This is a genomic window from Vulgatibacter incomptus, from assembly GCF_001263175.1.
Classification (GTDB): Bacteria; Myxococcota; Myxococcia; order Myxococcales; family Vulgatibacteraceae; genus Vulgatibacter; species Vulgatibacter incomptus.
Window position 1 is genome coordinate 288,987 of sequence record NZ_CP012332.1, and the last position, 21,912, is coordinate 310,898.

Genomic DNA, 21,912 nt, shown 5'->3' on the forward strand with positions numbered 1-21,912 from the left:
GCTCGGCACGGGTTCCCTTTACCCCCGGGGGCGCCGATGAGCGCGATGGTCCTCGAGCTGGGGCGGCTCGTCCGCTTCTCCCACACCGTCTTCTCCGTGCCCTTCGCCGTCGCGGCGGCGGCGGTGGCGTCGGTCGATCACCCCATCACCCTGCGTGTCGCACTCCTGGTGTTGATCTGTGTCACAGGCGCGCGCACGGCGGCGATGGGCTACAACCGGATCGCCGACCGCGAGATCGACGCGAAGAACCCGCGCACCGCGAAGCGGGAGCTGCCCAAGGGCGCCGTCTCGATTCGCGCCGCCGGGCTCCTCACCGCGGTCTCCGGCGCCGCCTTCCTCGGCGCGGCCTTCCTGATCTCGCCCCTCACGGGTGTCCTCGCCGTGGTGGCGCTCCCGCTGGCCCTGGGCTATAGCCTCGCCAAGCGCTTCACCTGGCTCTGCCACTTCTGGCTCGGGGTCGTCCTCGCCCTCGCGCCCATCGGCGCCTGGGTCGCGGTGGCCGGGCGCTTCGACGCCTTCCCGATCCTCCTCGGCGCCGGCGTGCTCTGCTGGATCGGCGGGTTCGACATCGTCTACGCCCTCGCCGACATGGACTTCGACAGGCGGGAGGGGCTGCACTCCTTCCCGGCGCGCTTCGGGCCCCGCGTCACGCTGGCGACCTCTGCCGTGCTCCACCTCTTCGCGCCCCTCTTCTTCGTCGCCGCCGGCGTTGCGTCAGGGCGGGGGCCGAGCTACTTCGCCGGCGTGGCCTGCGCCGCCGCCGCCCTCCTCGCCGGGCAGATCGTCACCCTGCGCGGCGGAAAGGGAGACGCCGTCTTCAACGCCAACGGTTGGGTCTCCCTCCTCTTCGGCGCCGCCGCCGTGGTGGATGTCGTCCTCAGCGGAGCCGTCGCTTGATCCTGCTTCTCGAAAAGAACGCGCCGGAGGGCGCCTCTCGCGACCTCCTGCAGCTCGCCGCGCGCCTGGGCCTTCCGGCCCGGACGATGGGCGGGAGCTGGGGCCGCCAGGCCGTGGAGGTGGACGATCCCGTCCCCGCCCGGCTGCTGCGCACGCTCCGCGCGGCGCCCCACGTGGAGGAGCTCCTCTCGAGGCCCAGGGCCAACCCCCTGGTCGAGCTCGAGGGCGACGAGGGCGTCCGCCCGGTGCGGGTCGGCGACCTCGCGATCGGCGGCGGCGACCTCGTGCTCGCCGCGGGCCCCTGCGCCGTGGAGAGCGAGGATCAGGTGGAGGCGGCGGCCCTCGCTGCGGCGCGGTCCGGAGCCCGGCTCCTCCGCGGCGGCGCGTACAAGCCCCGCACGCGTCCGGGCGACTTCCAGGGCCTCGGGCTCCAGGCGCTCCGTTGGATGCGCGCAGCCGCCGATCGCCACGGTCTCCTGGTGGTCACCGAGGCCCTCGACCCCGCCTCGTGCGACGAGGTGGCCGAGTGGGCCGACGTGATCCAGATCGGCGCCCGCACCATGCAGGCGACCTCGCTCCTCAAGGCGGCGGCCCGCTCCGGTCGCCCGGTGCTCCTCAAGCGCGGCCTCTCCGCCACCTTGGACGAGTGGCTCGGGGCCGCCGAGTACCTCGCCGCCGGCGGCGCGCCGGGCGTGATCCTTTGCGAGCGGGGATCCCGCTCCTTCGAGACCTCCACGCGCTTCAGCCTGGACGTGGGTGTGATCGCCGCGGCCCGGCTCCGGACCCACCTCCCCATCCTCGCCGATCCCTCGCATCCTGCCGGGCGGCGCGCGCTGGTGCGGCCCCTGGCCCGCGCCGCCATCGCCGCAGGGGCGGACGGCCTCCTGGTCGAGGCCCATCCGGATCCCTCCTGCGCCCGCTGCGACGGCCCTCAGGCGCTGCTCCTCGACGAGCTCGAGGACCTGGCCCGCGAGATGGCCGACGTGGGCGCCTCCGTCGGTCGGACCTTCGCCGATCCCCGCGAGCGGCGGGCGGCCTCCGGCGTCTAGACACCTCGGAAAGACAGGAACGACATGCGAACCATCCACCTCGCCTATTCCGACGACGCCGATGACGCCGCGATGTTCCTCGCCATCGAGCGGGGACACGTCACCGTGCCCGGCGTCCGCTTCGAGCACTTCCGCTCGGACATCCACACCCTGAACGGCCTCGCCTCCCGCGGTGAGGCCGACGTCTGCGCCGTGAGCGTGGCCCACGTGCCGCGGGTGATGGACCGTTACGACCTCCTGCCCCATGGCGGCAGCGTCGGCCGAGGCTACGGCCCTGTGGTCGTGGCATTTACTGAGAGTGCCCCTCTTCGGCGGGTGGGCGTGCCTGGCCTCTCCACCACCGCCGCCGCCGTGCTGCGCCTCGCCGCACCGGAGGCGGAGCTCGTGGAGATGGTGGGCGCGTCGCTGGCCGACACGGTCTCCGCCCTTCGCGAGGGGCGGATCGACGCCGCCGTCCTCGTCCACGAGGGCCGTCTCGTCTACCAGCAGGTCGGCCTGAAGCTCCTCCTCGACCTGGGCGCCTACTGGGAGAAGGAGGCGGGCCTCCCGCTGCCCCTGGGCGCCAACGTGATCCGCCGCGACCTCGGGCCCGAGCTGGTAGAGGCGCTGATCGCGGCCCTCGGCGAGTCGATCCGCTGGTCCGTCGAGAACCGCGACGTCGTCCTCGACGCCCTCGGGGAGCACGGCGCCTCCCGCGGCCTCGACCGCGCCGGCCTCTCGCACTACCTCGACCTCTACGCAAACGACGACACGGTCGGCTACGACGCTACCTGCCAAAAGGCGATCGCCGAGCTCCTCCGCCGGATCGCCTGATCCGGACGCCACGTGGGTGGGCGACCTACCTGGCGGCCCCGTGCCTCGTCGCCACCCTGCGGCGCTCTCGGAGGACGGGGGCGATACATGAAACCCGTCCTCGTGCGATGGTAGGATGAACCCTCGCCTGCGGGGAGGGTCGTCATGTGTCGTTCGTCCTTGGTCGTCGTTATCGCGTGCCTGGCGCTGGCATCCTGCGCGAAGGAGCCGGCTCCCGATCATCCGCCACCCGATGATCCCGGTGTCGTCGTCGGAGACCCGGGGATCGAGCGAAGCCGCTGCGTCGCCGCCGACGCCGCGCCGGGCTTTCGAAGGATCGCGTTGGACGTGCCGAAAGACGAGCTGTGGGTGGGCGACTGCGGCGAGCTGGCGTGGCCGGATCCGACCTCCGAAGCGCTGCAGTTCGTCGGCGTCGACGGGGCGCCGCGTGAGGTGGCTGTGCGCGGGAGTCCGCTCTGGCTCGGCGGTGGCAAGCTCCTTTACACCACCGGGCGCAAGGTCGAGCTCGTGGACTCGGGCACAGACGTGAAGTCCTGGCCGGTGGTCGGTGCATCGCGGGGCGGTCCGGTGCCGGGCACCGACTCCTTCTGGACCTGCACGAACGGCCGCGGAATCGAGCGCCTCGACGAGGACGGAGCGACCGCCCTCACGCCTGACTTTTTCGGCGGAAACCGTGGATACCTGGGCTGCGTGACCGCCGACGTCTCGCGGTCCGGTGCCATCGCCTACGCCACCGACGCCTACCGGATCGGCTTGGTCGACGTGGTGACGGGAGGGAGGTCGACGCTGGATCCCGCCTTCTTCCCGGGGGGCGCCGACGAAGAGGGTCTCGAGCGCGCCGACGCGGTCCGGATCTCGCCGGATGGCGCGCTCGTTCTCCACGAGAAGCGTTGGCAGGAGCGCGAGTTCGACTACGTCGTGGAGGTCGGCGAAGGCCAGATCTCCATGGTGAAGGCCGGCGCCTCGCAGCCGGTCCAGATCCCAGGCGCCGCGCTCGCCGACGCTCGGGGGTTCGGTGGCGTGGGCCCGGGATGGATCTGGCTCGGTCCGTGGATGGGGACCGCGCCGGGGGTCTTTCTTCCGGGCGCGTATGGCGGGAGCGCGCACCTGGTCGGCCTTGGCGAGCCGATCCCCTTCGAGAACCTGATCCCGCGGGCGATCCGCGGGAACCACCTCTTCGTCCAGACCGCCTCGGGCGCGGGGCTGCTCGAGCTCGGGGATGGCGCGCTGCACGACCTCATGGACGCGCCGACGATCGAGTCCGTGGTGCCATTCCGGTGGGGTGGGCCTGTGGCCATCTCCTCATTCACCGGCGACTGCATCCGACTGCCGGAGCCCCCCGGCTACTGCCACACCCAGCTCTGGTCCCTCTCGCTCTGGGACGCCGAGCGAGGAGCTCGGCAGGTCGCCCTCGGCACCCAGCCGCTTCACGTCCACGCGATCGGCCCCGACGGCCAGATGATCGTCGCAGGGCCCATCCTCGACGAGGCGCCGCCGGAGTTCGGCGAGCCGCGTGACGCCGAGTGGCGGACCCTCCTGCTGGGCGCGGACGGGCGGCCGATCCGCGAGCTCGATCGCGACGCCTGGATCAAGAGCGGCCTCGGCGGAGAGCACTTCGCGGTCCTCCAGCGGGAGCGCCGCACCGACAGGGTCCGCACCGAGGAGCTCGTCACGGTCGATTGGACGACAGGCGAGGAGACGCTCCTCGTGGCCGGTCCGTACATCACCTCCTGGGGCCTCGACCACTCGGATCGCCGCGTGACCGCCCTCGTCGACGTGATCGTGGGCAACGAGCGCCCACGCCGCGAGCTCTGGTCCGGCGTCGTGCCCCGCTGACGACGGTCGCCTCGGGCGTCGAAATCAAGACATCGGCGCCATGGCTGCGGCCTTGGCGCCGCGTCCTCCCGTGGTTCGCCCCAAACGGGGCTCGGAAAAATGCGCGCGAAGGCTGCGCCCAACCGTGGGATGGCTTCATGCCGATTGGGAGCACAATCTCTCCGAGCCGTATCGCAGGCCGGGACGAGCACCCCGATCCCCGCTCCAGGATGGTCACGGAATGAGCCAGCCTCTCGAGATCCTCTTCGTCTCCTCGTTCCCTGCGAGCCCGCCCACCTTCGGCGCCCAGCGTCGGATCGACGGGCTTATGCGCTCGCTCTCCCGGCGCCATCGGGTGTCGTTCGTCAGCCTCCTGCCTCCGGATCTCGATGCGGAGCGCGCCGAGCGCGCGATGAAGGAGTATTGCCGGGACGTCGTCTTCGTCCCCTGGGCGGAGGCGTCCGGGCTCCCGAAGCGCCTCGCACAGCTCCGATCGCTCGTTTCGATCTACAGCTACGAGCGCCGCTACATGAACGGCCCCGATCTGCAGCTCGCCCTGGGTCGACTGCTGCGGTCGAGGCGCTTCGATCTGGTGAGCGTCGAGACGCCGTTCCAGGCGTTCAGCCGCCTCCGCCAGGCGCCGAGCGGAGCGCCTTCACCATGCGTGCTGATCGACGCGCACAACGTCGAGTTCGACCTCGCGCGGCAGTACTTCGAGCAGAGCGCCGGTCTCGCCCGGCGGCTGCACCACGAGGTGAACTGGCGAAAGCTCCAGCGCGAGGAGCTTGCTGCCTGGAGGGCCGTGGACGGGGTCGCCTTCACGTCGCCGGACGATGAGGCCAGGGCGCGCGCGCTCGTCCCCGCGATCCGCTCCGCCATCGTCCCGAACGGCGTCGACGTCGAGCAGTTCCGCCCGGCACCGGAGGTCCCTCCGTCCGGCACCCGCACGATCGTCTTCTTCGGGACGATGGATTACTTCCCGAACCTGGACGCAGTCCGCTGGCTCTTCCGCGAGATCTGGCCGCTCCTCTCGCAGCGCGATCCCGACCTGCGCCTGAAGATCATCGGCGCGAGCCCGCCGTCCGACGTTCTCGCCCACCAGGGCCCGCGCGTGGACATCGCGGGGCTGGTGGACGATCTCCAGAGGCATCTCGTAGCGGCCGACGCGATCATCGTGCCGCTCCGGGTGGGCGGCGGGACGAGGCTCAAGATCCTCGAGTCCCTCGCCATGGGGAAGGCGGTGATCTCCACGAAGCTCGGCGCAGAGGGGATCGCCGCCCGCTCCGGCGAGCACCTCTTGATCGCGGACGAGCCGAAGGACTTCGCCGAGGCCGTCCACCGCGTGCTCGAGGATCGCTCCCTGGCGAGAGAGCTCGGACGAAAGGGCCGGGAGCTGGTGGAGCGCCGCTACGCCTGGAGCGCCATCGGGGAGGAGATGGAGCGGTTCGTGTACCAGGTGATCGAGGGCGCGCCGGGCGCGGCTCGCAGGGCCAGCTGATCGACGCGGCCCGGCGTGCGCCCAGGGCGCCTCGAGAGCGTCACGCGGTCCGGGTGACGGACGAAGCGGCCCCGCGCTCCTCGTCCGCGTCCGGGAACGGCATCCCGAAATCGGGACGCTCCCGGCGCCCAAGGACCCATTCGTAGACCTCGAGGATCTGGGCCACCTTGACGTCCCAGGTGAAATGCCGGAGCACGCGCGCCCGCGCCCTCTCGCCGACCTCTCGTGCCCGCTCCGGATGTGCGGCGAGCTCGCCGAGGATCCGTCGGAAACCCGCGACGATCGAGTGTCGGGGCCCGATCGGCACGCGGAAACCCGTGCGATCGGTGACGAGCTCCCTTGGGCCCGCGTAGTCGACGATCACGGGCGCCAGGCCCAACGCCATCGCCTCCAGGACGGCGCCACCGCCGAACTCCCGGACGCTCGGGAATCCGAAGACGTCGGCGCGCGAGAGCCGAGGTGCCACCTGGCGCTGATCGTGAATCCATCCGGCCATCGTGACGCCGCCCTGGATCCCTTCCGCGTGGATCTGCTTACGCAAGCTCCCCATCTGCGGCCCGTCGCCGATGAAGTCGAGCGTCATGCGCCCCGAACGGATCAGCGGCGCCGCGGCCTCGACGAGCATGTCCGCGCCCTTGTAGGCGACGAGACGGCCGACGAAGGCGACCCGAAGGGGACCGGCCTCGCGCGGGCCGCGCTCGGCATGGACGCGGGCCGGATCGATCGCGTTCTCGGGCATGTAGACGCAGCGCTCGCGATGCGCTCTCAGCTCACCCCAGAGGTGCTCCGAGCCCGTCAGGATCGCCGAGGAGGCGAGGCGCGTGGCGCGGTAGCCGGGGACCAGCCGGTGTGCGCCCCGCAAATACGAGAGCCACTCGCCCTCCGTGTGCAGGGCGCCCCGGAATTCCTTCGGCCAGGGCACGCCGCCGTTGAGCGGACCGAGCACGAAGGGCGTGCCGGCCGCCTTGCAGCGGGGGGCCAGGGAGCTCGGCACCGTGGGGCTCACCGGCGTGATCCGGTGCACCACGTCGAAGTCGCGGCGACGGATCGCGTCTCCGAACCTGCGCCACGTCAGGTGCTCGAACCAGGCGTGGGGAACGGCGGAGAGCGCCGTCGAGAGGGTCCAGCCGAAGCCGGCCTTTCGAGCGGCGTCTTCGATCCGGGCGACGGGCCGATTCACGCGCGAGGTATCGATCGCGGTGAAGTCCTTCCCTTCGCGCCAGCCGGCCCTCCCGATTGGCACGGCGTTCTCCGCACGGGTGACGAGGTGGACGTCCACCCTGCGCCCGAGGGCCTGCGCGAGGCTCCAGCCGATGAGCGCGACGCTCGACGACTCCGGGTTCGCCCACTCGGCCAGGATCAGGGCTCGCAGCTTCGCGCTCATGCCCCACCTCCCGCCGACGCCCGGGCACGAGCCGCGGTCGGCGTCGAAGACGTGAGCGTGTGCCGGGCCTCCCAGATCCCGGCCCGCTCCCGGTTCAGCTTGGCGATCGCGCGGCGCTTTCCGATGGCCAGCGAGAGGCGCTGGTACGAGCGGAGGAACTTGCGGAACTCCGGATCGTCGTAGCGCGGGAGCCCCTTTGCGGCGCTCGAGTAATAGCCCCAGAGCATCGCGACGCTCCCCGTGAGCCGGGGGTGCATCGCCAGCCTGGACACCGCGCTTGCGGTCACGAAGAGCGGCGAGCTCCCCATGAAGTACTGGCCGAAGCCGTGGCGTACGCGCCCCTCGAGGATCCCGTGGCCGCTCGATCCCATCGGGCGGAGGTGGAGGACGCGGACCTCCTCGTCGTTGTAGGCCCGCGCGATCCACCCGAGCATCCGGGCGCGGTGGCAGTCGATGCCGTCCCACATCACCTGCCGGACGAAACCGCCGATCTCGCGGAAGCAGGAGACCCGGTAGAACTTGGAGAAGCCCGCCGACATCTCGTCCCCGCAGGCCTCCGGGAGCCGCTTGCCGGTGACGGGGTGATCGAACCACGGCTTGCCCGAGCAAGTCCCCAGCCGCGGCTCGGCCTCCATGCGGGAGAGGAGGATCTCGAAGTAGCGCTCCGGGAGCACCAGGTCGACGTCGAGCTTGCAGAGGAAGTCGAAGGAGTCGAGGTCGACCGTCTCGAGGCCCGCGTAGAAGGCCTCGATGACCCCGGGGCCCACGGCCCGGTGGCCGCGGTTCTCGCGCCGGACCACCCGGAGATACGGAAGCCGTTCTTGGTACTCGGCGAGGATACGAGGAGTGTCATCGGTTGAGCCGTCGTCGACGACCACCCACAGCGCGGGCTTCACCGTCTGCGCCGCGACGCTGTCCAACGTGCGACGGACGTACGCCGCCTCGTTTCTGCACGGCGAAATCAGGACGTACCGATTCGCTGGCCTGGTACCGCTCTCCGGCATGGAATCCCCCGCTTCGAAAATGCGCGGGGAAAATGCGCACATCGACCGGATTCCGCCACTCCCACGGTTCGGAGACTGTTATTGGCGCACCACTCCGTGCCGCCGGCTCCAGCGCAGGAGCACGAAGACCGCCCAGACCCGGGACCAATACAGGCCGGGCGCTCCGGCGAGGAAGCCCTTCCAGAGCCTGCTCACGCCCTCGGGGTTCAGCCCCGCCGCGCGGGCGGCGTCGGGATCCCGCATGAGCTCGTCCATGGCACGGCGCAGACCGCGGCGGATCCAGGTGTCGAAGGGCAGCACGAAGCCCCTCTTGGGACGATTGAAGAGGGAGGGCGGCAGCCCGCGCAGACCGATCCGCCTCAGGAGCTCCTTCCTCCCGACGGGTTGGAAGCGGACGGTCTCGTCCAGCTCGTCGACGCGGCGGGAGAGGACCTGGTCCACGAGCGGGAGGCGCTGCTCGATGGAGGCGGCCATGCTGGCGACGTCGTTGTCCCGGAGGAGCCTCTCTCCCAGGAAGAGCCGCTGCTCCATCACGCTCAACGCCGCCAGAGGCGAACGCGAGCGGATCTCACGGAGCAGGCGATCGCGGGTCTCGGCGGGGATTCCGTCGACTGGGGTCGTCCCGGTTCCGCCGTCGAGGAGCTCGTTCTGGAAGTCGGGCAGGAAGAGCGCGTACGCGAGCTGGTAGAGCCCGAGCAGATCGTTGCCGCGCCCGATCATGTCCGGGAGCTTGGCCCAGCGCGTCTGGGGCGGGATCGGCGCGCCGCGATTCCTCGCCGAGAGCGCCAGCTTCGCGGCGGAAGCGAGGAGGGCCATGGGCAGGAAGCGGGCCCGCCGCGACCAGAGATGGAGGGCGGGCAGGTCGCGGAACGAGGTGTAGCCCCCGAAGAGCTCGTCGCCGCCGGTTCCGACCAGCGCGACCTTGAAGCCGGCATCGCGGATCGCGCGCGAGAGGAAGAACGAGTTGAGGCCGTCGAAGGTCGGCTGATCGAGGCTGTCGAGGGCCTCTTCGAGGTGTTCGACGAACTCACCCTCGGTGAGGAGCACCTCCCGGTGTTCCGTGCCGATCGCGGCGGCGATCTCGCGGGCGATCGGGCCCTCGTTCAGCTCGGCGGACTCGAACGTCAGGGTGAAGGTGTGGACCTGCCTTCCGGAGGTTCGCTGTGCCAGGTTGGCCACCGCGGAGGAGTCGACGCCGCTCGAGAGGAAGACGGCGAGCGGGACGTCGCTGGCGAGGTGGAGACGGACGCTCTCTTCCAGGTGGGCCGCGAGCTCCTCCTCTTTCAGGGCGACGTTCCGTGACGGCTCCTCGGGCGGCCAGAAATCCGCGCTGACGAGCTCGCGGCCCCTGCCGTCGAGCTCCATGAGCCGGCCACCCGGGAGGAGCTCGATGCCGCGGATCGCCGTCCGCGGTCCCACCACGAAGCCGTTCCAGATCACCGAGGCGGCGGCGCCCGGCTCGAGGCGCGGCGCGCCGAGGAGGCCGGAGGCCAGGAGCGCGCGCAGCTCCGAGGCGAACGCGACCGCCCAGCTCCCGCGAGGGTCGGGGTTTCGCGCGAGGTAGAGCGGCTTGATCCCGAGCGGATCGCGGGCGAGGAGGAGGGTGCGCCGCGACGGATCCCAGCTCGCGAAGGTGAACATGCCGCGGAGCCGGCCCACCGCCTCGCGTCCTTGGAGGCCGAGCGCGCGGAGCAACACCGCGGTGTCGCCGCTCGAGCGGAAGGTCTGGCCTTGGGCGGCGAGCTCGTCGCGAAGCGTCAGGTAGTTGTAGATCTCGCCGTTCAGGACGACGGTGTGCCCCGTGACGGGATCGGTCATCGGCTGGTTGCCCGCTTCGGAGAGATCCAGGATCGCGAGGCGGCGATGAGCCAGGAGCACACCCCAGCCCTTCTCGTCCGGCGCCGACTCCCAGGTGCCGTGCCCGTCGGGTCCGCGATGGTGCATGGCGGCGCTCATGCGCTCGAGGGCGGCGCGCCCGCTCTCGTCCAGTCGGCCGATGATCCCCGCAATCCCACACATGCGTCCTCCCCCTCGTGCTCTTTCGTTCTCCACTCGGCTCGAGGCCCCCGGAGCGGGTGGAGAACGACGCGCCGTTCGCGCACGATCCTTCGCGCGGATCCTGGTTCCTGTCGCCGCCGGATGCCATCCCGTGGGTCCGGAATGATCATGTGAACGGGGCACACGTGCGTCGAATCGATCAGGGGGGAAAACGTTGAATCCAAATCGGCCGATGCGAGCGCCGCCGTCGCTCGACGAAGCGCTCCCGACCTCTCCTCTCGGGGCCGCCGCGGAAGCAGCTGCGCCGGAGCTCGCGATCCGCGGCCACATGCCCGCCCTCGACGGGGTGCGCGGTCTGGCGGTCCTCCTCGTGCTGCTGCTCCACTTCGTGGGGAACACGACCGCCACCAACCGCTTCGAGAGCGCCCTGCTCTTCGTGTCGGGCTACGGCATGCTGGGCGTGGATCTCTTCTTCGTGCTCTCCGGATTCCTGATCACGGGGATCCTCTACGACTCGCGCGGCGCTCCCGGCTACTTCCGGAACTTCTACATGCGGAGGGTCCTGCGGATCTTTCCGCTGTATTACGGCACGTTGATCGCGTTCTTCCTCGTCGCGCCCTTCGTGGGGCTGCACGGCGCCGCGCTGGACGAGCTCCGCGGGAACCAGTCGTGGCTCTGGCTCTACGGCGCGAACGTCTTCCACGCGATCCAGGGGAAGTGGGCGCTCTCGTACCTCAACCACTTCTGGTCGCTGGCGGTGGAGGAGCACTTCTACTTCGTCTGGCCGCTCCTCGTCTGGTGGCTCGGCTCACGGCCGCGGGCGCTGCTCTGGACGAGCCTCGGACTCGTGATCGCGTCGCCGGTGGCGTCGGCTGCGGCGACGCTCCTGACGGGGAACCCGACGATCAAGATGATCACGCCGTTCCAGCTGCAGGGCCTCGCCCTCGGCGGATTCCTGGCGGTGCTCGCGAGGCAGCCCGGCGGGACGGCACGGATACGCAGGTGGGTCCCGAGGATCGCCCTCGGCGTAGGCGGAGCGCTCGCCGCCAGCTTCTTCTGGCATCGGCTGTCCGAGGTGGGCCAGTCGGTGATGGGGCCCATTCGGCCGCCGCTCTTCGTCGTGCTCCTCGGTTGTCTGCTGATCCAGGCGCTGGCCTCCCCACGCGGCACGTGGACCTCGCGCTTCTTCACCGGACGTACGATGACCTTCCTCGGCACCTACAGCTACGGCCTCTACGTCTTCCACCACTTCATCTCGTACGCCGTGATGACCCACGGGACCGAGCAGGTGCTCGCCGGATGGATCGGCAATCACACCCTCGCGATCTTCGTGCAGGCGTCCCTCGGCATCTCGCTCTCGATCGCCGTCGCGTACGCGAGCTACCACCTGTTCGAGAGGCGCTTCCTGGTGCTGAAGCGCTACTTCTCGCACCAGCGCTAGATCATCTCCGGCCACCGGCCGGAGCGCCCGCACCGCCCGGCTGCCGCGTCGTGTCGGCGGCCGGCCCCTGGAGGATCGCGCGCAGCTCGAGCGCCGCCACGACCTCCCGGAACGAGCTGAGATCCTGGCGGCCGCTGTCCTGCCAGATCCCCGCGACGCTTGCGCCGATCAGGACGTTCCTCCAGAGCTCACGGCCCGCGTAGACGCTGCCGCCTCCGATCCACGTGCTGGTTGCGACCTGCCCATCGAAGCCGAGCCAGGGCTCCAGCACGCCCGCGTTGGCGGAGGCCTCGAGCCGCCAGTCTCGCGTTGGCACCCATTCGGAGCGCGCCTCGACGAGCCCTCGATAGCTCAGGGATCCGGTGAGCCGATCGATCGTCGGCTCCAGGCCGACCGACAGGGTGAGGGAGGGCCGTAGCCCGCCGGGCTGGTAGGCGAGGGCGGCCAGGCCCCAGGGCCCGATGCGGGACCACTGGTTCGCCGACGACACCTCGTACGCGGCTGCGGCGCCGCCCGCGAGGCGAAGCGAAAACTGGCGCGACAAGACCCGGAGCCAGTGCGGGCCACCCTGCAGCGTGGCCGCGTCGATCCGCTCGCCTCCCGCCGGGACGGCGGGATCCACCCGGTCGAGCCGGGCGCCGACGAAGGTGAGCGTCGCGCCGAAGGTGTCTCTTCGCGTGAGCAGGTGATCGAGCGCGCTCGCGATTCGGAGCTCTTGCTGAACGGGGAGGACGCGCTCCGCGAGGGAGCCGTCGCCGCCGCCCTGCGAGAGGTGCCCGTCCACCGTCAGCGTGCCCCGCTGCCATGGGATCGCCGTGACGCCCGCGTTCAGCGACCAGGCCTGGTACGGGATCCGGCCGGTGGTCGTGACCGCTACCGCAGGAGGGCCGCCCGCGAGCGGGTCGAGCCTGCCCAGGGTTGCGGAGGCGCCGGCTCTCATGGACCAGAAGCCCCAATCCCTCTCGGCCCGGAGCTCCGCGTTGTTGAGGAAGCTCGTGCGATCCAGCGGAGACGGAGCCGAGCCCTGGTTCGTCCCCGGCGGCGCCGCCTCGAAAGGGACGTTCACGCTGGGTGTGTAGGCGAGGTAGAGCCGGAGCCGCGCGTCGTTGGCGAGGGCGAGCCGCGGCGCGACGCCGAGCTCGGCCACCCTACGACTCGCGTCCACCGGTATCGGCTCGTTCGGCCGCGGATCCTGGTCGAGCATCCGGAAGCGTGTACCCGATCGCACCTCCGCCTGGAGATCGACGCTGCCGACGGGATCGAGCGTGAAGAGCGAGGCCACGAGGAGGAGCGCCGCTCCCACGATTTACTCCACCACGACGACGTCGCCGCTCTGCAGGAGGAAGTCGGCCGCGCGGGTTCCGCCGCTGGTGAGGTCCCGATACCGGAAGCGGATTCGCGTGGGAGGAATGGCGGGCGACAGGCGCCGCAGGACGAAGATGGAGTCGCGGTCCGCGAACTGGGTCAGACCTCCCGCCGCCGCGATCGCGTGGAGCACACCGGCTGGATTGTGAATGGCGTAGACACCTGTTGTGGTGACCTCTCCGACCACGGAGACGTCCAGCGCCGCCGGCTCGTCCAGCGTGACGGTGACGACGGGATCGACGATGAACGAGACGAGCTCGGTCTGCAGCCTGTCGCCGAGCTCGTTGGGGGTCAGCCCCGCGACGCGTACGTCCTTCAGGAAGGGGAGGGAGATCCGGCCGTCCTCGCGGACCCTCGCGCGCTCCACCGACATGGACTCCTGGTTCCAGACGCGGACACTGATCACGTCCCGGACGCCCAATCGGTACACGGCCGGATCGTCGCGGCCACCCGGGATGTCGTCGACCCATTTGTAGGGCGAGGTCGAGGCGCAGCCCAGGACGCCCCAGGCGAGACAGGCGATCAGGGCGACGAACCCCGGCGCCGTGCGGAGAAACGTTCCGGCTCCGCGGGACGTGCGCACGTGCACGCCCGAGGACACCCCATCCGAGATTGCGTCGGACGGTTCGGAGCTCGGCGTTCCTGTGGGTGTTCGCATGGACTGGGGCCTCCCCGCTCTGTCGCGAAGGTACGAGGGCGGCGCTCGCTAGGCGACGACCTGTTTGGGGGACGAGAGCGGTGTTGCGGAACACGAGCGGAGGCCGCTCCTTGACCTCGGCGACGCTTCGGCGTCTCATGGCGGCATACGCGTATCGGGAGGCGCATGAGGAGCAAGGGGGAGGTGGCCGAGCGGCAGCAGGATGAGCGGATGCCCGGGCCGGCGTTGGGCTCGAGCCGGCAGCTTCGAGAGCTGTGGCTCGTCCTCGCCAGATTCGAATGGAATTCCCTGGCCATCGTGCCTGCCGACACCGAGGGCTCCACGGAGGAGCTGTCTCGATCGCTCGCGGCTGTCGGAAAGAACCTCAGCTACGTGCCCGTTTCCGCGGTCACGGTGAAGCTGCTCGGACCCGGCTCGGCCATGGCGCTGGCGGCGCTGGCGCAGCACGTCCGCAACCGCCAGGAGCGGCTCGGAAACCGGACGGGGATCATCGAGTTCCGTGACGACCGCCAGGAGCCGAAGGGCGAAGAGATGGACTCCTACTCGAGCCCCGCCGGTCGCCTGATCCTCGGCGTGCCCTCGGTGGTCGTGGAGCCCGCGGGCCTCGCCGTGGCACACGCGGTGGACGCCGTCGTCCTCGGCGTCGAGCTCGGCCGGACGCCGATGAGGGAGCTCAAGAAGTCCATCGAGCTCATCGGTCGCGACCGCATCGTCGGGTGCTGCCTGCTCTGAGCACGCGGGCTGCGCAATCGAGACCCTCTCCGCCCGCTTCCCGGCGGGCGGAGTTCGTTCAAGCCTTGGACGCGCTCGTCGAGGGCCAGGCGCCCGTCGCCACGGCGAGCTTTGCGACCAGCGCCATCGTGAGGCCCATCGCGACCTTGTACTGGATGAAGTGGGCTCCCGTGTCGCCCCACGCCATCGAGAGGACGGCGACGATCGCGGCGAGGGAGACCATCGCCAGAATCCGATCGTCCCCGGATCTCGCGCGTCTCTCCGCTCGCACCGCGAGGAAGACCGTCAGCAGGAAGGGGAGCCACAGCGCCGCGAAGCCCGGGACGCCGGCGAGCAGCAGCATCCCAAGGACGGTGTTGTGCGGCCACGCCTTGTAGTCCGCGTAGAGGCTCGTGATGTCGTCGTTGAAGATGTACTCGACGTACTGACCGCTGAGCCCTGCGCCGAGGAAGGAGTTCTGCTTGATGCTCTCGGCGATGTTCCAGTCCTCCCGTTCCCGCCACAGGGTCGAACGGTCCACGTTCGAATCCAGCATCGTGTGGATCTTCGCGATCGGCGTGAAGATGCCGGAGGCCTCGGCGTTCCTCCAGCCGACGGCGAGATAGGCAACGATGAGCGGAGACAGAATGAGCGCCGTCTTCACGATCCGTGATTTCCAGGGTCGCCAGCTCGTTCCCAGGAAGATCACGCCGATCGCCATGGCGAGCATGGCCCAGACCAGCCTTCGGCTGTTCAGCAGCATGCCCCACAACGGCAAGGGCAGGAGGAGGAGGGCTCTCGTCACGCTGCGTTTGGTCCGCTCCACCATCAGCGGGATCAGCAGGATCATCACCGCCATCGCGAAGGTGACGGAGTCGCCGTGGTTGGTCGCGTACTCCAGCCTGCCGCCGGTGAGGGCTGGCGCGACCACCAGCTGGATCCAGACCGCCATGAGCGCCTTGATCTGGGCAGCCAACACCACCACGACCGCCAGCGGGCGAAAGTCCTCCGGCCTCCGGAACGCGGTCTGGAAGAAGACGAAGAACATCGGGACCTGCAGGAGATAGCGGATCTTCCACAGCGCCAGGCCGTGGCCCTTCATGAACCCCATCGCGACCGCGTAGGCGCATCCCGCCAGGAAGACGAGGATGCCGTCCCGCATGACGCTCGCGGTCCGGACGGACTCGCCCCCGTCGATGTCCGACGAGGTCGCGTGGCGCCACGCCGCGAGGATCATCAGGAGGGCGACGATCGCCTCGAAGCCCGAGAACGGGACGTGGGCGAGTCGCGAGAATCCGTCGTGCAGCAGATCCCCGACGAAGATGAACGGCGACGACCAGAGGCCGCCCGCGTCGCTCGGGATGTCGATCGCGATGAGGAGCAGGACCAGCGTCGTCGCCGACCAGCGCAGCGGGATGCGGGTGATGACGTAGACGAGCGCGACGACCAGGGTGGGCGCGATCGCCGCGATCGGGTCTCCGCCTGACGCGACGACGCCACCCACGGTGGCCAGGGTCGTCACGACGGCGACGACCACCGGCATCCAACTCAGGATCGCCCCACCCGGCTCGAGCCGTGCCTCCCGTGCGATCCTCATGTCAGAAGGGCACGTAGAAGCGCGTGTGCCCGTAGGCCACGTACAGGAAGTAGAGGAGGGTGGAGAACGCGAAGACCACGCTCATTCTGCGAGCTCCCTGCCGAGGATCGGCGTTGCGGGCGGCGAGCAGTGGGAGCGCAAAGGTCACCCAGATCATCGACATCAGGAGAAAGGTCTTCACCGGTACCCACCCTCATCGTGGCCATTCGGCGTCAGGGGTCACTTCCCCATGAGGAGCTGATCGAAACGCTCGCGAGCCGGGAGGATCGCCAGCGGAGCGCCGCTCTTTTCGGGGCTCACCCAGGGCCAGGGATTCTCGCCGAAGAAGGAGGGCTTCCGGTCGAGGTACAGGGAGGTCGGGAGCTCACGCCGCTCGATCCCCTCGTCCCAGACGACGCCGTTCGTGAAGAAGTCGAAGTTCCCGTGGCGGAGGGTCGCCGCGACTACCTTCGCGTCCTGCCCCTCCTTACCTGCGTCGTGCTCCACTCCGATCGCCCAGATCGGGACCGGATCCCAGTTCCAGGGCGGACTGCCTTCGTAGACGAAGCCCGACTGGGGAGCCGCCTTCATGTCGGGAGTGCCGATCACGTTGCCGAGGAAGCTGAAGCCCGTGTGCCATTCGGGCACGTGGATGAACTTCCGCATCACCTCGTCGCGGAGCTGGAGCGGCTGGGCCGAGCGCCGCCTTCCCGAGACGTGGTTCCGGAAGAAGGTGACGTCGATCGCGTTGCCCCAGTAGCCGTCGCCGCCGATGTGCCAGCTATCGTTCCCCTCGAAGAGCTCGTGGTGCGAGGTCGCGTAGTGCGACGCGTTCATCCCGATCTCGGGGATCGTCGGGTAGCCGGCGCCCCAGCCGTCCTCGAAGTAGTTGTAGGCGATCACGTTTCCGCCGCCGGCGGCGCGCATCACCATCACCTTGTTGAAGTTCCAGGAGATGTTGTTCTCGACGAGGTTGTCGGCGGCGTACTCGCTGACGTCGAGGCCGTAGCCCGCGCCGCCGGGATTGGGATCGACGGTGCTGTGTACGAAGGAGTCGCGCAGCACGCAGCGGAAGGTGCTCATGAAGGCCACGCTGCTGCCCGAGCTCCGATCGGACTCGATGTTCTTGGCCCACGAGTACGAGGCGGCCGTGAAGATCACGTTCCCCTGCTCTCCGCCGGAGACGTAGAGATCCTCGACGCCCGACCACTTCTTCGTGGGAACGACGGGGCCATCCTGCTCTCCGCCAGAGAAGCGGACGACCTGCGCGCGGTTGGACTTGAAGTAGGGCAGGCGCAGCGGGGTGCTCAGCTCGAGGGTGTTGCCCTGGATGCCGACGATCTCGACCACCTGTCCGGTCGGGCGGTTCTGCCGGCTGAACCAGCCTCGGGAATCGTCGTCCGGGTGGGCCTGATTCACGGGATTCCACCAGGATCCGACCCGATCCCGATCCTCCAGCTGATCGATGAAGACGAGCTCCCCGACCTGGTAGCCGGGATCGCGAGCGACCTGAATCCGCTTGGCGCCGTGGGCCGTGTCGACCGCGAGGTCCACCGGCGTGGTGTGCTTCACCCAGAGGTGTCCGAGGCGCACCACGGGCATCCACGTTCCCTGCGGTTTCACGAGGCGGGTCGCCTCGGGGCCTCGAGGTCCCTGCCCCCGGAGCGTGACGTAGCTCGGGACGATCAGGCCTTCCCCTCGGATCGAGTATTCGCCGGCGCGCAGGTACACGACCTTGCGGCTCCTCTCGCTGGCCTGCTCGCCGGCGGCGTCGAGGGCGGCCTGGATCGCGTCCGACGCGTCGGTGGCGCCATTGGCGAGGGCCGGGTCCACCGAGAAGCCGCCGTAGGGATCGTCGGGAGGAACGTAAACGCTCGCGGGCCTCTCGCGGTCGGAGTCGGCGGGAATCCCGCCCACGGCGTTGAGGCCCGGCTCCCAGCGGGTGAGGCGCTCCGGCGGAAGCAGTCCGCTCCGCTCGATTCGGCTCCGCCAGTCTCCGACGGAAGGTTCTCCGCTCGAGCCATTCGGATTGCTGCACGCGATGGTCAGGGCGCAGCAAACGATCGAGAGCGCGAGACCAGTCAGAAACCGACGGGACATCCAGACCTCCAGTCCATGGGTGGGAAGGACGGGAGGACTACCGCAGCGATGGGGATGGAAAAAGATCCGGCGGGTGGTCATGGGCTCGCTCGGTTCGAGGCGAACGGATGGAACGAAAGACTTCCTTCAGAGGCGGTTGGTTCGGTTCAGCGCGTTGCGAAGGATCTCCATGTCCGCTCGCCCGAGCAGCCGGCAGGCGATCGCCGCGGCAGCGAACGACAGGAGAAAGACGGGGATCCGGACGATCGGAGTGGAAACCGGGAGGGCGAGGACGACGGCCGTGGCCGCCCCGGCGGAGAAGAGCGCCCGCAGGAGATCCGCCAGCGACCTCCTCGAAAGGATGCCGCGGGGGGCGAGCGAGATCGACGCGGCGAGGAGGACGGTCTCGGCGAGGAGCGACGCGGCGAGGAGGCCGATGGCGGCGCTCCCCCAGCGCTGCTCCGTGAGCGGGATCACGTGCCAGGCGAGCAAGGCGAACGCCGCCATGATCACGACTCGAATCGCGGCGATCGGCGTGGCGCGTCCCTGGATGATCAGCACGGACGCGAAGAGCAGGTTGAGGAATACGAGGAAGAGCCAGGGCGACATGATCTGCAGGATCGTCACCGCGGGTCCGTAGCCCTCCTTCCCGTAGATCACGCCGATGGCGACGTCCGCGAAGAGGGCCGTCCCGCTGGCGACCAGGATCCCCAGGATCAGCACGGGGCGCAGCGCGTTCGCCACCTCCTCGCGCATGGCCGCCGGATCGCCCAGCGCCCTCGAGAGCCTCGGGTAGGACGCGGTGATCAGGATGGAGGCGGGCATGATCAGCGTGTTGGTGATGGTCCGGGCGGCGCCGTAGAAGCCCAGGACGACTGCCGGACCGAGGGCCGAGAGCAGGAGGGTCTCGATGTAGATCTGGGCCTGGGCGAGCACCGCCATCCCGAGGACCGGCGTGCCGTGGCTCATGAGGTGCCGGACCGCCTGGGCTTCGATCCGTAGGCGGCCGAAGGCGAGCTCGCGCGACTTGGCGATCGCGTAGCCAAGGGTGATCACAGCTGCGATGCCAAGTGAGACGATCACGGCCAGCAGGTGTCCGCCGAGGGCGAAGGCGGCGAGGACCATCCCGACGTGCAGCACCTTGTTGAGGACGGTGGCGCGTGCGTCGAGGTCCATGCGCTCGCGGCCACGAAAGACGAGGCCGAAGGTCTGGAACAGCGAGTTCGGCGTGAAGGCGACGATCGTGAGCGCCATCAGGAGCTGGGTGCGGAGGTCGTAGCCGAGGAGGCGGACGACGAGGGTCCCGACGATCGTCCCCGGGACGGCGAGGGCCACCCGGATCGCGAGAGCGCTCCCCAGGAAGCGGGCGGTGGAATCGGGGCGCCTGGCGACGTCGCGGACCAGGATCGATCCCTGGCCCCACTCCATGAAGACGTTGACGAAGTAGGTCGACGTCAGGAGAAAGAAATACAGGCCGAAGTCGGTGGCACCGAGGGTTCTCCCGAGCTTCGCGTTCAGGAGGATCGAGAGCAGGGTCGTGGCGACCTGGCCCGAAAGGAGGTGGAAGGCGCTGCGCGCCACGCTGCCGTTCGCCGCCGCTCCGGTGGACGGCGCGACTGGCGCGGGTGCGACGGCGACGAGTTCTTCTGGGGAGGCGTCGGGCATGGGCGGCTTATCGAGACATGAGCTGGTCGAAGCGCTCGTGCGCCGGAAGGATCGACACCGGAGCGTCGGCCTTCTCGGGGACGACCCAGGGCCAGGGCTTCTCCCCGAAGAACGATGGCTTCGCGTCGAGGTAGAGGGAGGGCGGGAGGTCCCGTCGAGCGATCGCGGGATCCCAGCTCACCTTCTTCGAGACGAAGTCGAAGTTGCCGTGGCGGAGGGTGGTCGCGACCACCTTCGCGTCCTGTCCCTCCTTGCCGGCGTCGTGCTCCACCCCGATCGCCCAGATCGGGACCGGGTTCCAGTTCCAGGGCGGCTTGCCCTCGTAGACGAATCCCGACTGGGGAGCCGCCTTCATGTCGGAAGTGCCGATCACGTTGCCGAGGAAGCTGAAGTTCGTGTGCCACTCGGGCACGTGGATGAACTTCCGCATCACCTCATCCCGGAGCTTGAGCGGCTGGAAGGAGCGCCGCCTCCCCGTGACGTGGTTCCGGAAGAAGGTGATGTCGACCGCGTTGCCCCAATAGCCGTCGCCGCCGATGTGCCAGCTCTCGTTCCCTTCGAAGAGCTCGTGGTGCGAGGTCGCGTAGTGGGATGCGTTCAGCCCGATCTCGGGGATCGTGGGGTAGCCGGCTCCCCAGCCGTCCTCGAGGTAGTTGTAGGCGACCACGTTTCCGCCGCCGGCGGCGCGCATCACGATCACCTTGTTGAAGTTCCAGGAGATGTTGTTCTCGACGAGGTTGTCGGCGGAGTAGGTGCTGAGGTCGAGGCCGTAGCCCGCGCCGCCGGGGTTGGGATCGACGGTGCTGTGCACGAAGGAGTCGCGCAGCACGCAGCGGAAGGTGCTGAGGAAGGCCACGCTGCTCCCGGAGCTCCGATCGGACTCGAGGTTCCTGGCCCAGGAGTACGAGGTCCCGGTGAAGATCACGTTCCCCTGCTCTCCACCGGAGACGTAGAGGTCCTCGACCCCCGACCACTTCTTCGTGGGGACGGCAGGACCGTTCTCCTCGCCTCCGGAGAAGCGGACGACCTGCGCCCGATCGGAGGTGAAGTAGGGCAGGCGCAGCGGGGTGCTCAGCTCGAGGGTGTTGCCGCGGACGCCGACGATCTCGACCACCTGCCCGGTGGGGCGGTTCTGCCGGCTGAACCAGCCTCGCGAAGGGTCGCTCGCCGTCTTCTGCCGTAGCGGGTTCCACCAGGAGCCGACGCGCGCCGTGTCGACGAGCTGGTCGATGAAGACCAGCTCGCCCACCTCGTATCCCGGGTTCTTCACCACCTGGATCCGGGTCGTTCCGTGGGGCGCATCCTCAGCGAGGTCGATCGGAGCGGTGTGCTTGATCCAGAGGTGGCCGAGGCGCACCACGGGCATCTGGCTCCCCTTCACCTTCACCACGCGGGTGGCGTTGTCGCCGCGGGGCCCCTGTCCGCGAAGCGTGACGAAGCTCGGGACGATCAGGCCTTCGCCTCGAATCGAGTACTCGCCGGCGTGCAGGAAGACGACCTTGCGTCCCTTCTCGCTGGCCTGCTCGCCGGCAGCGTCGAGGGCGGCCTGGATCGCGCGTGAGGCGTCGGATTTTCCGTTGGCGAGCACCGGATCCACCGAGTACCCGCGGAAGGGATCGCCCTTGGGCAGATAGATCGTTGCAGGGCGGGCCGAGTCCGTGTCCGACGGGATCCCGCCGACGGCGTTGAGGCCCGGGAGCCAGAGGGTCTGCCGGTCCGGCGGCAGGAGCCCTGCGGCCTTCGACTGGATCGCAGCGCCGTTCGCCTGGGTGGCGGGGGCGCTCTGCGCCTCATCCGCTGCCGAGGCGAGGGCGCGACGCCTCTCGCTTTCGCGCGACGCCGCGCCATCGGTCTGCGCGGCTCCGTCCTGGTTGCGGTTGCTGCACGAAGCGCCGACCGAGAACCAGGCCAGCGCCAGCGCGAGCGCCATGTTGCGCATGCGAAACATCGTCGATTCCT

Annotated in this window: 17 protein-coding genes; 7 read left to right on the forward strand and 10 right to left on the reverse strand. The window is 69.6% G+C overall.

The window, feature by feature from the left end:
* The first annotated feature begins 36 nt into the window (after positions 1-36).
* The 5 genes from AKJ08_RS01090 to AKJ08_RS01110 all read left to right on the forward strand — a co-directional run bounded on the left by AKJ08_RS01090 (position 37) and on the right by AKJ08_RS01110 (position 6,072).
* On the forward strand, positions 37-897 hold the full coding sequence (locus AKJ08_RS01090) for a 4-hydroxybenzoate octaprenyltransferase (protein ID WP_082342521.1): 861 nt from the start codon (positions 37-39) through the stop codon (positions 895-897).
* Positions 894-1,946 (forward strand): 3-deoxy-7-phosphoheptulonate synthase, encoded by a 1,053-nt coding sequence (gene aroF, locus AKJ08_RS01095; protein WP_050724368.1) that lies wholly within the window; start codon positions 894-896, stop codon positions 1,944-1,946. Before AKJ08_RS01090 ends, aroF begins: the two co-directional genes overlap by 4 nt.
* Before the next feature lie 24 nt (positions 1,947-1,970).
* Positions 1,971-2,759 carry an MqnA/MqnD/SBP family protein gene (locus AKJ08_RS01100; protein WP_050724369.1) on the forward strand — a complete coding sequence of 263 codons (789 nt, stop codon included), beginning with the start codon at positions 1,971-1,973 and terminating at the stop codon, positions 2,757-2,759.
* 144 nt (positions 2,760-2,903) lie between these two features.
* Complete coding sequence (locus AKJ08_RS01105) at positions 2,904-4,595, forward strand: hypothetical protein (RefSeq protein WP_050724370.1); 1,692 nt, start codon at positions 2,904-2,906, stop codon at positions 4,593-4,595.
* Between the two features lie 220 nt (positions 4,596-4,815).
* A complete protein-coding gene (locus AKJ08_RS01110) occupies positions 4,816-6,072 on the forward strand; it encodes a glycosyltransferase family 4 protein (RefSeq protein WP_050724371.1) in 1,257 nt (418 codons plus the stop codon).
* A gap of 40 nt (positions 6,073-6,112) precedes the next feature.
* Here AKJ08_RS01110 and AKJ08_RS01115 read toward each other — a convergent pair whose 3' ends face one another.
* The 3 genes from AKJ08_RS01115 to asnB all read right to left on the reverse strand — a co-directional run bounded on the left by AKJ08_RS01115 (position 6,113) and on the right by asnB (position 10,479).
* Positions 6,113-7,456, reverse strand: a complete 1,344-nt coding sequence (locus tag AKJ08_RS01115) for a glycosyltransferase family 4 protein (RefSeq protein ID WP_050724372.1) — start codon at positions 7,454-7,456, stop codon at positions 6,113-6,115.
* Positions 7,453-8,460: a glycosyltransferase family 2 protein gene (locus AKJ08_RS01120; RefSeq protein ID WP_050724373.1), complete on the reverse strand. Its 1,008-nt coding sequence runs from the start codon at positions 8,458-8,460 to the stop codon at positions 7,453-7,455. Before AKJ08_RS01120 ends, AKJ08_RS01115 begins: the two co-directional genes overlap by 4 nt.
* 78 nt (positions 8,461-8,538) lie before the next feature.
* Positions 8,539-10,479 (reverse strand): asparagine synthase (glutamine-hydrolyzing), encoded by a 1,941-nt coding sequence (asnB, locus tag AKJ08_RS01125; protein WP_050724374.1) that lies wholly within the window; start codon positions 10,477-10,479, stop codon positions 8,539-8,541.
* A gap of 211 nt (positions 10,480-10,690) precedes the next feature.
* Between asnB and AKJ08_RS01130 the strand changes: the two genes are divergently transcribed.
* The gene (locus tag AKJ08_RS01130) at positions 10,691-11,899 is read left to right on the forward strand and encodes an acyltransferase family protein (protein WP_050724375.1); all 1,209 of its coding nucleotides are present in this window, start codon (positions 10,691-10,693) and stop codon (positions 11,897-11,899) included.
* Between the two features lies 1 nt (position 11,900).
* Here AKJ08_RS01130 and AKJ08_RS01135 read toward each other — a convergent pair whose 3' ends face one another.
* Together AKJ08_RS01135 and AKJ08_RS01140 are read right to left on the reverse strand one after the other, a co-directional pair.
* Complete coding sequence (locus AKJ08_RS01135; RefSeq protein WP_050724376.1) at positions 11,901-13,202, reverse strand: hypothetical protein; 1,302 nt, start codon at positions 13,200-13,202, stop codon at positions 11,901-11,903.
* 3 nt (positions 13,203-13,205) lie between these two features.
* Positions 13,206-13,865 (reverse strand): polysaccharide biosynthesis/export family protein, encoded by a 660-nt coding sequence (locus AKJ08_RS01140; protein WP_169788726.1) that lies wholly within the window; start codon positions 13,863-13,865, stop codon positions 13,206-13,208.
* Positions 13,866-14,087: 222 nt separating this feature from the next.
* Between AKJ08_RS01140 and AKJ08_RS01145 the strand changes: the two genes are divergently transcribed.
* On the forward strand, positions 14,088-14,654 hold the full coding sequence (locus tag AKJ08_RS01145) for a hypothetical protein (protein ID WP_050724377.1): 567 nt from the start codon (positions 14,088-14,090) through the stop codon (positions 14,652-14,654).
* A 58-nt stretch (positions 14,655-14,712) separates the two neighbouring features.
* Here AKJ08_RS01145 and AKJ08_RS01150 read toward each other — a convergent pair whose 3' ends face one another.
* The 5 genes from AKJ08_RS01150 to AKJ08_RS01170 all read right to left on the reverse strand — a co-directional run bounded on the left by AKJ08_RS01150 (position 14,713) and on the right by AKJ08_RS01170 (position 21,901).
* Entirely contained in the window at positions 14,713-16,230 is a 1,518-nt protein-coding gene (locus AKJ08_RS01150) for an O-antigen ligase family protein (protein ID WP_050724378.1), read from the reverse strand.
* A gap of 1 nt (position 16,231) precedes the next feature.
* On the reverse strand, positions 16,232-16,411 hold the full coding sequence (locus AKJ08_RS01155; RefSeq protein ID WP_050724379.1) for a hypothetical protein: 180 nt from the start codon (positions 16,409-16,411) through the stop codon (positions 16,232-16,234).
* A 38-nt stretch (positions 16,412-16,449) separates the two neighbouring features.
* Positions 16,450-18,309, reverse strand: coding sequence for a pectate lyase family protein (locus AKJ08_RS01160; protein ID WP_050724380.1), 1,860 nt, complete (start codon positions 18,307-18,309; stop codon positions 16,450-16,452).
* Positions 18,310-18,435: 126 nt separating this feature from the next.
* Positions 18,436-19,953, reverse strand: a complete 1,518-nt coding sequence (locus AKJ08_RS01165) for an oligosaccharide flippase family protein (protein ID WP_050724381.1) — start codon at positions 19,951-19,953, stop codon at positions 18,436-18,438.
* 7 nt (positions 19,954-19,960) lie between these two features.
* Positions 19,961-21,901: a hypothetical protein gene (locus AKJ08_RS01170; RefSeq protein ID WP_050724382.1), complete on the reverse strand. Its 1,941-nt coding sequence runs from the start codon at positions 21,899-21,901 to the stop codon at positions 19,961-19,963.
* Positions 21,902-21,912 lie beyond the last annotated feature (11 nt).

What these genes read in the sequence shown, in the direction of transcription:
- AKJ08_RS01090 (WP_082342521.1), top strand. Translation starts at nt 37, where the DNA reads ATGAGCGCGATGGTCCTCGAGCTGGGGCGGCTCGTCCGCTTCTCCCAC.
- AKJ08_RS01100 (WP_050724369.1), top strand. Translation starts at nt 1,971, where the DNA reads ATGCGAACCATCCACCTCGCCTATTCCGACGACGCCGATGACGCCGCG.
- AKJ08_RS01105 (WP_050724370.1), top strand. Translation starts at nt 2,904, where the DNA reads ATGTGTCGTTCGTCCTTGGTCGTCGTTATCGCGTGCCTGGCGCTGGCA.
- AKJ08_RS01110 (WP_050724371.1), top strand. Translation starts at nt 4,816, where the DNA reads ATGAGCCAGCCTCTCGAGATCCTCTTCGTCTCCTCGTTCCCTGCGAGC.
- AKJ08_RS01115 (WP_050724372.1), bottom strand. Translation starts at nt 7,456, where the DNA reads ATGAGCGCGAAGCTGCGAGCCCTGATCCTGGCCGAGTGGGCGAACCCG.
- AKJ08_RS01120 (WP_050724373.1), bottom strand. Translation starts at nt 8,460, where the DNA reads ATGCCGGAGAGCGGTACCAGGCCAGCGAATCGGTACGTCCTGATTTCG.
- asnB (WP_050724374.1), bottom strand. Translation starts at nt 10,479, where the DNA reads ATGTGTGGGATTGCGGGGATCATCGGCCGACTGGACGAGAGCGGGCGC.
- AKJ08_RS01130 (WP_050724375.1), top strand. Translation starts at nt 10,691, where the DNA reads ATGCGAGCGCCGCCGTCGCTCGACGAAGCGCTCCCGACCTCTCCTCTC.
- AKJ08_RS01145 (WP_050724377.1), top strand. Translation starts at nt 14,088, where the DNA reads ATGAGGAGCAAGGGGGAGGTGGCCGAGCGGCAGCAGGATGAGCGGATG.
- AKJ08_RS01150 (WP_050724378.1), bottom strand. Translation starts at nt 16,230, where the DNA reads ATGAGGATCGCACGGGAGGCACGGCTCGAGCCGGGTGGGGCGATCCTG.
- AKJ08_RS01160 (WP_050724380.1), bottom strand. Translation starts at nt 18,309, where the DNA reads ATGTCCCGTCGGTTTCTGACTGGTCTCGCGCTCTCGATCGTTTGCTGC.
- AKJ08_RS01165 (WP_050724381.1), bottom strand. Translation starts at nt 19,953, where the DNA reads ATGCCCGACGCCTCCCCAGAAGAACTCGTCGCCGTCGCACCCGCGCCA.
- AKJ08_RS01170 (WP_050724382.1), bottom strand. Translation starts at nt 21,901, where the DNA reads ATGTTTCGCATGCGCAACATGGCGCTCGCGCTGGCGCTGGCCTGGTTC.